This is a genomic window from Spirosoma migulaei (assembly GCF_054776855.1).
Genome location: NZ_BAAHBG010000010.1, coordinates 146,649 through 160,510 on the forward strand (window position 1 = coordinate 146,649; position 13,862 = coordinate 160,510).

The following is a 13,862-nucleotide window of genomic DNA, read 5'->3' on the forward strand; positions in this document are numbered from 1 at the left end:
CAAACAAGACCTTATACCAATTAATTATGTTGATGTTTCGTTATATTTGTTGATAAACCGTACTGTGCTAGGTATCATGCAAAACGTTACTTATGAATCTCTCCAGGCGGAGTACGCCTGGATGCTTGTATCTGATCAGCTTCAGCAACGTAATAATGTGTTAGCTAAAAGCATATCACATATGGAGCGTAATCCAAAAGAGTTGCCCATGGCAAGTCGACTGATTATTCTTCGCTATCATCTCAAAATGAGCTTGCGCCAGCTAACACAGACCGCTCGTCAGCAAAAACCTGAATCTCCAAACATCAATCGGTTAGCGGAGCAATGGCAACATATTCATCAACTGTTTTTTTTGCTTCGCCAGATTGACAACGAACTTGGCCGGGCTACTACAGAAAGTCAAACACTACGTTCATGGATGAAATCGCTTGACGGACGTGTGTATCGTTCAGCATTAGTACATTTGAACTAATCAGGTACAATAAACCAGTTGGGGTTAAGTAACAGGTGGTTATCACTTGTTACTTAACCCCCAACTGGTTTATCGCTTTTCAGTAAAATTAGCCCTTTACTTCCTGCTCTTTAGTAAGCCAAAGAGCAACCATAGAAGCTACGGCAAAAAATCCTGGTCAGACTAGCCAAATAAGGTCTGACCAGTGTAGTTTCCTTCTGGAAATTTTCCTTATCGCTTCCGATTCGATTTAATGTACTGAATCTTCTTTACACTTACCAGAGCACAACCGGGTACACAAGGATTATCAATAGGTGGCACAAATGGATCAACTATCTCAGGAGTAGGCCCATCTGGACTAGTGGCAACCCAGGCAAATTCAGCCCAGGCATTAGGCTGGGGCTTATCAGTAACGGGCTCAAACGCTATTTGTCCAATGTCGGCTTCGAGCCAGTAATCGTTTGAGCTTAGATCAATTGTATACGTATGAAATTGCCCATCGTTGATAACTGGAAATTCCATTATTCGATCCCCAGTACCGTATATCGTTATATCGTCACTACGGCGCCATTTAATTCGGAACTTGTCACTTTGCGTGTTAAATGCTGCCCGCAAATAAATCTTCGGATTACTACGGCCTTTCCAAAAAACAAATGGCGATAAAATTCGAGCATTTGTCGCATCATCTAGATGAACATGTAATTTACCGGAAATAGGCCAGCCCGTATCTGTTGCGTGATAGTATAACCAGCCCTTACGCGATGTATCGAACAAATAATTAGGTCCAGGCGGTGAATGCTGTTTATTATAAACATAGGATCGTATTTCGCTCAAATGTCCTAAGATCAGCTCATAATCCCATTCATGGACTAAATTATGGTCAAACACGACTTTATTCGCAGCTGCAATATAGGAGGCCACAGTACTAGTTTCATCGCCACCCAGATCGGCCCCAAAATAACCTCTTTTCCATTCGTAGTTACCCTTTGCATATAACCCAACTCCGTAACCATTATCGTTCGTCGATGCCATCCAGGGCTCTGTTGGAAATACATCACCAAATATGGTCGTTTGAGGTGGCTGTATCCGTTCTAGTGCAAGAGATCCATTTGTATAGGGGCTACTACCTTTATAAAGCCACATATTGTGATAATCGCCGGTCAAATACATACAAGGAAACTCCTGCTGGCGAGCCTCATACTGAGTTTTATCTGATCGTGACAGAACTACTTTTACGTGCACCTTTACTACATTCCCATCTAATCGAATCCAGTGCTCTATTGTAGCCTCTCCTGGCTCGTTATAAAAAGCAAATTGCTTAGGAATGGTTTTCGTATGCAGTAAATTATCCTGCTTTTCAGCCAATAATACCTGAGCTGAATTAAAGTAGACGTCACCTGCCTGAATGGGGTTCCAGCCGAGACCAACCCAGGCAGGGTTTCCATTTTGTGAATATTCGTATGGACCGCCATAAAGCCCTATTTGTATCTGCCGCCCGAGATCAGTACGCCCTCCAATAAGTGGATTACTGACCATATTGCGGGTATTAACCTTTCCCCCCTGGTCATTCTGGAAGGTGAGGTATGTAATAGCACCACCAGCATTTGTATTAATACCTACTTTAATCTGCGAATTCTCAATTGTCATTAATCCATCGGCCCCAACACGAAGCGATGGCTTCGGAAGTGGTAGAGGAGCAGAATTTCGAATTTGAGCAGTTAGCAGTGTTGGCGCCCAAAGTAAGGCAACAAAAAACACACGACTCCAATGCGGGTACTTACTAGAAAAGATGTGGGTCATAAAACCAGTACGATTTGATGTACTAATTTTCATGACCCACAAATAATATGCCAAATGATTTTCTTCTCCTACAAGTTAACGATTTTAAATATTCATTAACTATTTAGATAATCGTACCAAATCAGCATCCGACAAAGTACCTGATTGTATTAATAGTCTATGCCGGAACGTAACAGCCTGATTTGCTGGCAATGTATAATTTAATGCCGGGGCCTTACCACTGCTCATTACAGAGGGTCCTAATGGATTAGCAGCAAACAGACCATAACCTCGGGCATGCCAGTACGTTGGGTAGCCTATATTTTTGGCATGGTCTACTAAAACGACTGATAAGGCTTCCCCGTTAACAGTACCCGTTAATTTCATCCATTGGGCACGCGTCCCCCAGACGGCATCGCCTTCTACGCCTTCGCTACTATGATATAAACCCGTTACACCTGTGTTATTTAATACCGGCACCTTTGTCTGTACCCCTTGCGCGTCAGTGAAGATTTCAGGTTTCGTTGAAGGCTGTTCAAGTTGACGCGCAACTCGCAGGGCAATCATACCTTCCTTATTATCTTTAAAAACGACTTCTTTATCAGCGGCCTTAAGTGTTGTAATTCGTTCAATTGTACGATTGGCAGCACTAGCACCAAATTCATAAGTTGTTGTTTCCTGAAGCATCACTTTGTTATCTTTATCGAGCCAATCGGCTGTAACGACTAGTGTAGCCTTGCCATTCCCGCTCTTCATCGACTTAACACCTGTGTGCACGATTGTACCGAATGGCCCCTTATGCTCGGGTCCAACCTGAATCGAATTATTCCAGAAATCATGACCATTTACATCACCGTAGTTGAACCACATACCCACATGGTGCGGGTGGTCAATTCGTTCGTCGGGCCGAGGGTCGAGTGGCCAGCCTCGTGTGATAAAATTACCTCCAGCCGATAGAATTGGATATAAAACTGGCTTTTTCAGGACGGTTGGGCCTGGATAAATATAAGCCGTGAATGGTTTCCCATCGACGGTAACTGAAACACGCTTCTGCGCTTCATCGTGGGTGAGTTGAATTTTGTTCGATTGAGCCAGGTTTGGTAGTATCGAAATCGAAAACAGGAAGGCAATCAGAAACAGACGCATCAGCTAGTTCGTTAATCCGGATTAGACATTAGATCAGTAAAATAGGCAAAAAAAATTACCCTGACCTAAAAAAGCCAGGGTAAACAAAATGCTACTGAATAAATAGGGATAAAAGCCAACGCTTCTTAATTGCCCAATAGTATTTTATTCGTTACGTCCTGGTCAATCGTGATATAACCAGGGTAATTCACCTGCTTGCCCAGCAAATCAAGCGTTGGTTTAATCTTGATAGTAAGCTTAGAGGGTTGGGTTCCCGATGCTCCTGATAGGTTCTGTACCAATTGCGTAAACGCATCCCGCGTTTTACTATCCGTGAGCAATTGGTAAGCGTTGGTATTCAACCGAACCGGAACGCGTGTCCGCCCACCACCGGGTTGAACTTCAATGCGCTGATTTAGGAATCCGTTAAACAATTCCTGTCCGGCTAATAAAATCTTATATTCCAGTTGGTTGATACCTGCCACTTTGTTGGTTGGATTGGTAATATCAATATTTAGCCGGGCATCCAACGGTACATTCCGCGTTAGCAAACCAGTCGCCAGCCGGGGGTATTGAGCTGGATTAATATCTTCTACCTTACGCAACTTCCTGACGTCAATTCCGGCCAGGTAAATACTATCAGCAGAGGCAATGGTATAGCGACAATCGCCAAGTGTTTTTGCCTGCGAAATCTGGTTGTTGACACTGCATTGGCTGAACAACAGTGGCAAAGCTGCTACTATTAAAACAAGTGCTTTTTTCATAAGTGATTGTAGTCCTTTTTGTATAAACGTTCGACAGGCAGAAAAGGGTTTGGTTTAATTACTTTTAACGAATACCAATTGAACTCGGTCGGCTTTAGCAATCTTTTTCCGAAAGTCTATCCACTCTGGATAGGCCGTTGCCGGATACCTGCCCCCATGCATGGCAATATGACGAACATACTGGATACGGTCACCATCTGTAGTCAGTTGGGCTGTATAGTTTCCAAATTTCGACGCTATCGTTACGGGATCAATCTTATATTCGGGTGCATAGCCTTTAGGCAGTTGATAAGTAATCGAATCACTGTCCTCAAAATCGCAGTCTACACCTAATTCAAGAGAGGCCTTACGAGGCTGTATTAACGGACTTACCGCCGGTAGTGCCGACAGTAGATTGAGTGGCAGAAACAACCTTGTTCCACTGATCGTAGCTAATTGACGAACCGCCAGGGTTAGATTTTCTGTAACAGCGGGAATAAGGCCAGGGTGTTCATTAAAGGAAAATTTAGTCAACTCAAAGGCCGGAATCGCAATGCGTTTGAGTAACCAGCTACGTTGATCTTCACGATTCAGGCTATGAATTGCATTAGTATAATCGTCCTGCTGAAGACCAGTATAACGGGTTTGAACCTCTGCCGTGGCGTCTCCTTTCTCGGTGAGGTTAACCATAATACGCCGTTGCTGACGATTATCTTTGGCTTCATAGAACGGCGTCTTTATTAGGTGTCCGCCTTCGGGTAAAATCAGGAGAGCATGACGATTTCCCGTAAAATCACCCATATAGCCTGCCGGCCCGTACCCACTTGTACACTCCAGAAAGAGCGTATCCCGCTTATCGGGCACACACAGAATAATGTGATTAAACTGAAAACTGGGAAAATCAGCCAATAGATCTGACTCATCATCACCGGCTTTTACTAACAGTGGGTGGGCTACAACGCCAGCAGCTTTTAGTAAAGCCTGGGTATAATTAGTGAGTGCTTTGCAATCGCCATACTTACTGGCGGCTACTTTATCCGCTTCGATAGTCTGCCATCCACCAATTCCCAACTGAACGCTGACATAGCGGGTATGATCCTGCAAGAATTGATAGACCTTCCGTACTTTCCCACTGGTAGTAGTCTCCGTTTTTGTTAATTCGAGTATGCGTTGGCGTAACTCATCAGGAATACGATCGCGACCACTATTCAGCGTATAATAAAACTTCCCGATATCTCGCCAGCTTGTCACTTTTCCTTTGTACCCCTGAACATCGAAATCAGTAGGCGCAGCATAAACCATAGGTATCTGCTCACGGGCTGGTGGCGACAGGGGTTCAAATTCCAGTGCTGGACGGTTGGCGAGTTTCCATACATAGGTTTTCCCTCCATCGGGTGTAGCTATAGCTGTCCCAGGTACGGGCAAATTCATTTCCTTGTAGCGTAATGACAGCCCTACTGGCATATTGACTGTAAACGTAGCTTGCTGAAGGGCCAGGTGCTCCTTGCGCTGGGGCATCCAGGTTGGGTAAAACATCAGATTTCGCTCCGTTGTCTCCACCAGAAATTCTACAGTATATGGATAAGTTGGCTGCTTGGGAAAGCTCGCCGATTTTACCCGTTGATCATCAAAAAGATTATAGTCGGTGTACGTACTATAGTCCTCAACATCTGCTTTCTTAAGTTTTTTGATCAGCTTTCCGTCTGCATCATAGAGCGCCCCTTCCAGGTCGTTTATTTTCGATAATTTATCGTACCCAACCACCATCGACGCAAAATCATCCCCCTGTTTATCCAGCACAGTTATAACGCTATGTACGCGTTGCGAGGCCTCACCTGCCGACTTCACAGTGAATACCATGTCATACTGACGAACCACCGCATGCGCATTTTCTTTTAATCCATCGGGTACAGATGTAGCTTTATAATCGGTCTGTGCCCAGGCCAGATGGCTCATTAGCAGAGCCAGGAATAACAAATTTTTCATGATTATTTCGAATCGGCCACTACTTCCCGTTTGAGTACAATTTGTTCGGCATGTTTGGCCACGATTCGGCTAAACAGTTCCCGTAATGAGCCATACTCCTCGGCAAAATACATCGGCTTACGGAGGGAAATGCGGCTGATAATCTGAATCTGATTTTCGCTGACAACGCCTACCTGATACATAAATCGCCCTCCATTTTCGGGCAGAACCATTGACACGGGCTTGGGTAGCTCCTCTACTTTAAAGTTTTTAGGTAAGGTGTAGGTAGCCGAGAAGGTCTCCTCAATAGGTATTCCAAAATCGACAGGATAGAGTCGATCCGTTTCCTTAAATGGGTTAACGGTATGGGCTTCGGTTAGCATGGGGTGAAAATAATACCGGTCACCTGCCCGCCCGCAGGCCTCTGGAATGGTAATCGTATAATCCGTATTGAAAGCATTACTTTTTTCATCTGCTCCCGAAAAGTCAACTTTGTCGATTTGCCAGGCCGGGCGCTTTTTCTGAATACTTTCCAGGTATTTGGCCTTCCCATCCGTGGCAAATTGCTTACGGGCACTCCAGGCGCTATAACCTCCATGAGAATGCGCGAGTTTGCCAGAGACTTCCCCGTCTTCCGTGAGCGTAAATGTTCCCATATGAACCTCAACGTCGCGTTCGTATGGATTCAGCGAGACAAAACGAGATTTGGTTGGATGAACAAGCCGCCCTTTTCCATTCAGGCAATGGAGTGGCAACATGCCCACAGGCAGAAATGCATCGGTAGCATCTAATAATAAATCCTTACCTCCCACCGAAACCTGCGCAACGACGTAGTTGAATTTTTTAATTAAGGGGTATAACTCATTGATTCGACCATGTGAGCGAGTGCTTAAAATAACCGGATTGGCGTCAATATCCATCTCCCGAAGCAAGGCTATCAACATCAGGTTAATATCAGCCGCGTTCCCTTTTTTATTCTCAAGTACCTTTTTAATTCCAGTCGACGACCAGATGCCAGCATCATCGTTCCATTTGATGGTTTGTCGAACATAGTCGTATGCTGCTTTTACCCGGCCCAACGTATCAGCCTGTGAAGCGAGCAATGATTTAGCCGTTTCGCGCAGGAAACCAGTCCGTTTAATTTGACCGCCAAAATCAATATCGGTAAGCAAGGTTTTATCCAGCGTTTCCCAACTGACGGCAATATCCTTACGAACAATGCCCGTCGAACCCGGAATCTGGTAACTGGCCAGTTCAAATTCAATCTTGGCCATATAGTCGTCGTCAGTAGTTATGTAAGCTTCATCCCGAAAAGCCGGAATGTCTTTCATGGCAAATCGATAAGCGGATGCCGTTACATCTGGCTGACCGGAAAACAGACCCACTGTAGTCGATTTGCGATCATTGACAAGCATGGCTAAGTAGCCGCTCATCAGCATCTTATAATAGAAATAATCGGGAATTGTAATCCGGTACTCGCTCCAGCGAACGGGGATGTCCTGTTGAAATCGCCAGGTGCGCGGATTATACGTAACACCAAATGGAGTCCGAACAGTGTATTTATACTCGATAATTGATCCTTCCCGAACGTTGGGCAGTGTATATTTCTCGACCCAAAACTGATCCGATGCTTTTTCGGTAAAATGGCCTTCCTTTTTCAACTGGCTGATCGACACATCGCCATTGGTAAGATTGTAGGTGTAGCCCTCAAAGTCAGACACAAGCTCGTGCTGGCCCATTGTGCCCCGGCGAGTTACCTGCTGAATGGTAGCCCGGTCATAAGCCGATTTTTTTCGGATTTTTAGCCGGACATGATAGGTCGTATTTAACCATATGTCATTGTCGCTTTTATCGAACCAAACCTCACCATAATCATATAACACAACCGCTTCGGCTGTGGAGTCGGTAGGAGAATTAACAAAATGATCGGAATTGACTATGCCGAATTTAATAGTAGGTGCTGGATCAGCTGATTTCTGAGAAAATCCTACAGTAATCCCAAGCAGGATACAAACCGTCAGCAGCAAAACGCGCTGACCAACTATGGAAGCGAACATGAACGGTGGGGAAAATTAGATCACTAATTAGCCCGCCAATATAGCGGTTTAGTGACATAAGGCAATACGTGACTTTAGGTAAAGATGACTAAGCTGATTTTACTCCCAGGAAAACTTCAGCAGCGATACGCCCTGACGAGGAAGTTCCATCGGTAGATTCACGATACCCTCTTTCACGTTAATCCATTCGGGTGAGGTGAGCAATTGAAGCTGACCTGCCTTTTCCAGTTCGGCAATTTGCTCGGGCGTTGGACTTTTGGGCGAGCCCATCTTTTTCCAGGCTTCGTAGGAGTTACTAAACTGCTTATCGATGCGGTAATGCTGAAGCAGGACTTTCTGCCCAGGAACACCTTTCACCTGAATGGTTACTGGAGCATCGGGTGCAGGCAGATTATCATCGTGGTAATTCCAGACCATCACCGCAGCCGTTTTAGCATCTTTTGTGGCAAAGGCATTGATGTCGTCTTCGGCCCGCACACTCTGGTCCCGAATACGGGCGTAATCATAGGCGAGGCCGCCTTTCACCCCCACCCGATTGCCCTGCATCATGCCGAACATACGGAACACATTCAGCACCGGCTTATCGACGCCATTGGTTGCCAGATCGCGAAAGCCCCGGAACCAGGCCTGGTCTTCAAATTCAAACGCCCAGGTTACGGCTCCTTCCAGATTTACACCCCGAGCCTGAGCCAGATCGTATTTGCGGGCAAAGGAAGCCGCCGTGTAACTTGAGTACATCGTGCCGTTGCGATAGGCATTCTGCGGGTGTAAATCCTCCGAACAAGCCGCGCATCCTTCAGGATCAGACTCTCCAATAATAATGGGCAGGTGTTTCAGCGTCGGATAAGATGCTACGATTTCAAAGCCTTTGTCAATATCCCGTAGTTGGGTACCCATATTCATTTGCACCGCTCCATTCACCAGTTTAGGCGCACCTTTGGCATGAAACGTAATGAAATCGATGGGGGTGCCTGTTTTCCCTGTCACATAGTTCTTGCCGCTAACCACGTGATCCATAAAGGCTTTGAAAAATTTGGCCGATACATCCCAGTTAGGGCCCGTCACCTCGGGGCCACCCACTTTAGCCGTCGGCAGTGCCCGTTTCACCGCATCGGCGGTGTAATCATATAGCTTAATGTATTCGTCGGTGGTGCCTTTCCAGTAGCTAATGTTGGGTTCATTCCATAACTCCCAATACCAGCTTTCCACTTCCTTTTGGCCATACCGACTAACGGAATGTTTTACCCACTGATAAACCAGTTCGCTCCATTTTGTATAGTCTTTTGGCGGATAGGCCCAACCGGTGTAAATATCGTTGTAGTTATCTCCGGGTTTCCAGTTGTGCCGGTAGGGTTGCGGATGCGTTGAGAGCGCTTCGGGCATAAAACCGATCTGGGCAATGGGCTTCATACCCCGCTCTATATACGTATCAAAAATTTTATCGACGATAGTCCAGTCGTAGATTGGATTCCCTTTTTTATCTTCAGTATAGGCATTTGTCGACCCCCATTTCAGAGCCGCTTTTCCATCGCCGGTAACCAGCAGACTATGTGCCCGCACGTTTACGGGTACCTTGCTCAACTGCGAGATTTCGGTAAGCAATTTCTTACCGTCTTTCATATAGGTATAGTTCGGCTCATCGTAGCCAAACCACGCCCAGATGGGTTTGATGGGCCCTTTATCAGCGCCTAAATCAACCTCTATCCTAACAGGCTGCGGTTTAACCTGCGCCAGACCAGTATTGATCACCCAAAAGCTGAGCAATGTGGACAGTAAACGTACAAGTTGTTTTTGCTGCTTCATAAAAAAAGTAGGTACTCAATAAAGGAATTATTACTTCTGATAAACCCGCACATAGTCGACTTCAAACCGACGGGGAAACGAAGTTGCCGATGGGTCGCCCCCATTGTCTCCGCCAATAGCCAGATTAACTAGTACATAATGCGGCTGACGAAACGGATTACTACCCGTTCCATCTTTATTAATGGTATCGGTTAATAAAACTGCATTTAATAGCTCATCATCCACATAAAGCCGAATCGCGGTTTCGTCCCAATCCATGCGCCATACGTGGAATTTCTTCGACCAATCGGGATCGTTGAACGAGGCCATCGGCTTTTTAGTGCTCCGCCATTCAGCCGTATAGCGTTTACCGGTTGCCCAGGCAACATTGGCCAATAGCATGTTCCGATAATACTCCATAATATCGATTTCACCGTTGGCTGGCCATTCGCCTTTCACGCCCAATGTCCAGAAAGCGGGCCATAAACCGGGACTGGTATCAATACGTCCCCGCATCTCAAACCGGCCATACTGCCAACTATGCAACCCATTCGTATGCAAACTGGAAGCCGTATACTCAATGGTAGGCCGGTTGGTTTGCCAGTTCGAACTATTGGCCTGATACATTGGATTCACCTTTTGTTCGCGACGCGCTTCAATAATGAGCAAGCCATTTTCGCAGCGGGCATTATCAGGCTGATACCACTGGAGTTCATGATTCCGGGCAAAACCCGTTTCAAATTTCCAGTTCTTCGGATTCGGCGGACCAGCTACCTCAAACTCATCGGCCCAGACTAACTTCCAGCCATCATCTGACCTAACTGATGAGCTGATAGGTTGGCTAAAGCTGGTAGAACTGACTACTACCAGAAAAGTCAAAAGAAACAATAATCGGCTCATAAGTACCTGATTAGTTTTAAACACAGAGTCACAGAGAGCACAGAGTTAATGTAAAACTCTGTGCTCTCTGTGACTCTGTGTTTATATCATTACGCATTCACACGTTTTCCATCCACTAGTCGCCAGATGTGAAGCGGATTAGCTGCTTTCAGTTCGTCGGGCAACAACGCGTCGGGGAAATTCTGATAGCAAACGGGGCGGGCAAAACGTAGAATCGCGTTGGTACCAACAGATGTTGAGCGCGAATCGGTCGTGGCAGGGTATGGACCGCCATGTTGCATAGCATGACTAACTTCTACGCCGGTCGGGAAGCCATTAATTAATAACCGACCTACTTTCTGTTCCAGAATTTCGAGCAGATCGGCGTATTCCAATAGTTCAGCATCAGTGCCCCAAACCGTGGCAGTTAAGTGTCCTTCCAGTCTACGCGCAACGGCCAGTAGTTGCTCACGGCCACTGGCTTCAACTAATACGCTACTCGGGCCAAATACTTCTTCGGCAAGGATCGGATTAGCCAGAAGCGCTTCGGCAGATGTTTTCAAAAGTGTTGGCGTGCCATTAGCAAAACTGTCGGCTGCCGTAGCCTGTCCAAGCACATCTACACCTTCGGCAGCTGTTAATTTATCAATACCGGCTGTAAAGGCTCGCTGAATACCCTGTGTGAGCATGGTAGCTGGCTGACTATTCGTTATGCCCTGAGCCGCTGCCTGCATAAACGTGTCGGCGTCAGTCGATTGTTGGACCACGGCCATACCTGGATTTGTACAGAATTGCCCAACACCCAGCGTAATTGAGCCGACAAAACTTTGTGCCAGCGCACTCCCTTTTTCCTTAAGGAGTTGAGGCAAAAAGAAAACGGGATTGGTACTACCCATTTCGGCATAAACCGGAATCGGTTCCGGACGACGGGCAGCCGCATCGAACAACGCTTTTCCCCCTCGCCACGACCCTGTAAATCCAACCGCTTTGATAGCCGGATGCTCAACAATGGCCATACCAACAGACGTCGTTCGACCTTGAACCAACGAAAATGTCCCGGCAGGCAAACCGCAAGCCGTAACAGCCCGACTGATAGCATCCCCCACCAATTGCGATGTGCCGGGGTGTGCCGGATGTCCTTTTACAACAACTGGGCAACCAGCAGCCAGTGCAGAAGCGGTATCGCCACCCGCCACGGAAAAAGCCAGCGGAAAGTTACTAGCACCAAACACACCTACTGGTCCCAATGGACGCAGCATCTGCCGCAAATCAGGTCGGGGTAAAGGCTGGCGATCGGGCAGGGCGGTGTCGATGCGCGCATCTACCCAGGAACCTTCTCGTAAATAATCGGCAAATAAACGTAGTTGACCAGTCGTACGGCCACGTTCGCCTGTCAGGCGAGCTAATGGTAAGCCCGATTCAGCTTGCGCACGCGTCAATAATTCATCGCCTAAGGCTTCTATCTCACTGGCAATTTGTTCCAGGAAACGAGCTTTCTCGGCACCTGATTTTTTGCGGTATTCAGAAAATGCTTCGGCTGCCCGCTCACAGGCCTGAGCAACTTCGCTAACCGTAGCTTCTTGAAATAGGCCCGGCAATGGCTGTCCGGTAGCTGGGTTAATGCCCTGAAATGAATCGGCAACAGGATTTGCAAGGGAGTTTGTCATAACGACAGGCAGGAGATTGTTATAAATAGATTGGGCAACAGTAGCCCGTTTTTGAGGAACACCTTATCAAGCGAAACGTTCCGGTTTAAAAGCAGCAACATCCATGCTTCTAACCGAATCGTCCATAAGTTCACTAACTAGTTTGCCGGTAGCTGGTCCCAGGCTTAGTCCCATCATGCCGTGCCCTGTAGCCAGCACGACGTTATCGTAGCGTTCGGTACGGCCAATGTAGGGCAACCCGTCAGGCGAACAGGGGCGCAATCCCCGCCAAACCGTTTCCACGGCAGGCATCTCGACCGGCATATCTGGATAATAGTTGTTTATCGACTGTACAATACCCCGCACTCGATTCATGTTCACGGTCATATCGGTACCGGCTACTTCGAGTGTTCCCGCAAAGCGAAGATCCGCTCCCATCGGCGTGGCCGTAGCGCGGGCTTCGAGCATGATGGCGGGTACACGAATGTTGTTGGCTACATTCCGAAGCATAAAGCTATAGCCTTTACCACCCTGCAAGGATAGACTCAAATCCAGCTGCTTTGCAACAACAGGCGACCAGGCACCACCCGCTATAACAACCGCATCAACGGGATAATCGCCCTGCGCAGTCTGCACCGATTTAATCGTTGAGCCCGTTTTGCCGAATCCTGTAACGGTATGATTTTCCAGAATGGTAACCCCCTCCCGACGCAGATAGGCAACCAGCGACTTGATCAATTCATTTGGATTCAGGTGCGCATCGCCGGGATAAAAAATACCACCGCGAACGTCAACCCGCGTGTCGGGTTCCAAGTCCTGCACTTGCTGGCCATTGAATACCTGCGCTTCGATACCCGCGTGGTTAGCCACCTCGGCTTCTTCGGCCATTTCGTGTTCGGCAGATGCGGTTTTGTAGAGCATCAGTAGTCCCCGCTCCTGCCACTCAAAAGTTAAATCGCCGTTAGCGGCCAACTCCTGATACAACGTTTTACTGAGCAGACTAAGATCGCGCAGCACCGGAATGGAACGCTCAACGTGCTCGGGTGTCGAATGGCGATAGAAAAGCCAGCCCCAACGCAGTAAATCGGCGTTTAGGCGTGGTTTTACATAAAACGGGCTGGTCGATTTCAGCATCCAGCGCATGCCTTTGGCCATCATGCCCGGTTGCGCCAGCGGGATAATATGGCTAGGTACAATCATACCCGCATTACCAAACGAACAGCCATCGGCAATAGGTCCCTGATCGAACAGCGTTACGCGGTGCCCCGCTTTGTGCAGGTAATACGCCGAACAAAGTCCAACAATACCCCCGCCCACAATACCAACGTGTGACATTTTACAAAGAGTGAAAGTGCGAAAGAGTGAATTGCGCGAAAAGCTGGTATCAGCAAAGCCGCTCATTCACCATTCAGGCGGCCCAGTCTTTCACTCATTC

At 47.2% G+C, this 13,862-nt stretch carries 10 protein-coding genes; 1 reads left to right on the forward strand and 9 read right to left on the reverse strand.

Annotated features, from left to right (window positions below):
* The first annotated feature begins 76 nt into the window (after nt 1-76).
* Nucleotides 77-472: a hypothetical protein gene (locus ACYVGO_RS11195; RefSeq protein WP_142771490.1), complete on the forward strand. Its 396-nt coding sequence runs from the start codon at nt 77-79 to the stop codon at nt 470-472.
* A 210-nt stretch (nt 473-682) separates the two neighbouring features.
* Here ACYVGO_RS11195 and ACYVGO_RS11200 read toward each other — a convergent pair whose 3' ends face one another.
* The 9 genes from ACYVGO_RS11200 to ACYVGO_RS11240 all read right to left on the reverse strand — a co-directional run bounded on the left by ACYVGO_RS11200 (nt 683) and on the right by ACYVGO_RS11240 (nt 13,762).
* The gene (locus ACYVGO_RS11200) at nt 683-2,251 is read right to left on the reverse strand and encodes a hypothetical protein (RefSeq protein WP_460969336.1); all 1,569 of its coding nucleotides are present in this window, start codon (nt 2,249-2,251) and stop codon (nt 683-685) included.
* A gap of 99 nt (nt 2,252-2,350) precedes the next feature.
* On the reverse strand, nt 2,351-3,376 hold the full coding sequence (locus ACYVGO_RS11205; RefSeq protein WP_460969337.1) for a DUF6807 domain-containing protein: 1,026 nt from the start codon (nt 3,374-3,376) through the stop codon (nt 2,351-2,353).
* A gap of 125 nt (nt 3,377-3,501) precedes the next feature.
* Nucleotides 3,502-4,119, reverse strand: coding sequence for an LEA/WHy family protein (locus ACYVGO_RS11210; protein ID WP_142771487.1), 618 nt, complete (start codon nt 4,117-4,119; stop codon nt 3,502-3,504).
* 54 nt (nt 4,120-4,173) lie between these two features.
* Nucleotides 4,174-6,084, reverse strand: a complete 1,911-nt coding sequence (locus ACYVGO_RS11215) for a DUF3857 domain-containing protein (RefSeq protein WP_460969338.1) — start codon at nt 6,082-6,084, stop codon at nt 4,174-4,176.
* Between the two features lie 2 nt (nt 6,085-6,086).
* Complete coding sequence (locus ACYVGO_RS11220; RefSeq protein WP_460969339.1) at nt 6,087-8,120, reverse strand: transglutaminase domain-containing protein; 2,034 nt, start codon at nt 8,118-8,120, stop codon at nt 6,087-6,089.
* A gap of 99 nt (nt 8,121-8,219) precedes the next feature.
* On the reverse strand, nt 8,220-9,923 hold the full coding sequence (locus tag ACYVGO_RS11225; RefSeq protein WP_460969340.1) for a GH39 family glycosyl hydrolase: 1,704 nt from the start codon (nt 9,921-9,923) through the stop codon (nt 8,220-8,222).
* A gap of 30 nt (nt 9,924-9,953) precedes the next feature.
* A complete protein-coding gene (locus tag ACYVGO_RS11230) occupies nt 9,954-10,802 on the reverse strand; it encodes a glycoside hydrolase family 16 protein (RefSeq protein WP_460969341.1) in 849 nt (282 codons plus the stop codon).
* Nucleotides 10,803-10,891: 89 nt separating this feature from the next.
* A complete protein-coding gene (locus ACYVGO_RS11235) occupies nt 10,892-12,448 on the reverse strand; it encodes an aldehyde dehydrogenase (NADP(+)) (RefSeq protein ID WP_460969342.1) in 1,557 nt (518 codons plus the stop codon).
* A gap of 66 nt (nt 12,449-12,514) precedes the next feature.
* Nucleotides 12,515-13,762 (reverse strand): NAD(P)/FAD-dependent oxidoreductase, encoded by a 1,248-nt coding sequence (locus ACYVGO_RS11240; protein WP_460969343.1) that lies wholly within the window; start codon nt 13,760-13,762, stop codon nt 12,515-12,517.
* Between the last annotated feature and the right edge of the window lie 100 nt (nt 13,763-13,862).

Bases quoted from the DNA above. Each gene is read 5' to 3' on its own strand.
- ACYVGO_RS11195 (WP_142771490.1), top strand. From the start codon at position 77: ATGCAAAACGTTACTTATGAATCTCTCCAGGCGGAGTACGCCTGGATG.
- ACYVGO_RS11200 (WP_460969336.1), bottom strand. From the start codon at position 2,251: ATGACCCACATCTTTTCTAGTAAGTACCCGCATTGGAGTCGTGTGTTT.
- ACYVGO_RS11205 (WP_460969337.1), bottom strand. From the start codon at position 3,376: ATGCGTCTGTTTCTGATTGCCTTCCTGTTTTCGATTTCGATACTACCA.
- ACYVGO_RS11210 (WP_142771487.1), bottom strand. From the start codon at position 4,119: ATGAAAAAAGCACTTGTTTTAATAGTAGCAGCTTTGCCACTGTTGTTC.
- ACYVGO_RS11215 (WP_460969338.1), bottom strand. From the start codon at position 6,084: ATGAAAAATTTGTTATTCCTGGCTCTGCTAATGAGCCATCTGGCCTGG.
- ACYVGO_RS11220 (WP_460969339.1), bottom strand. From the start codon at position 8,120: ATGTTCGCTTCCATAGTTGGTCAGCGCGTTTTGCTGCTGACGGTTTGT.
- ACYVGO_RS11225 (WP_460969340.1), bottom strand. From the start codon at position 9,923: ATGAAGCAGCAAAAACAACTTGTACGTTTACTGTCCACATTGCTCAGC.
- ACYVGO_RS11230 (WP_460969341.1), bottom strand. From the start codon at position 10,802: ATGAGCCGATTATTGTTTCTTTTGACTTTTCTGGTAGTAGTCAGTTCT.
- ACYVGO_RS11235 (WP_460969342.1), bottom strand. From the start codon at position 12,448: ATGACAAACTCCCTTGCAAATCCTGTTGCCGATTCATTTCAGGGCATT.
- ACYVGO_RS11240 (WP_460969343.1), bottom strand. From the start codon at position 13,762: ATGTCACACGTTGGTATTGTGGGCGGGGGTATTGTTGGACTTTGTTCG.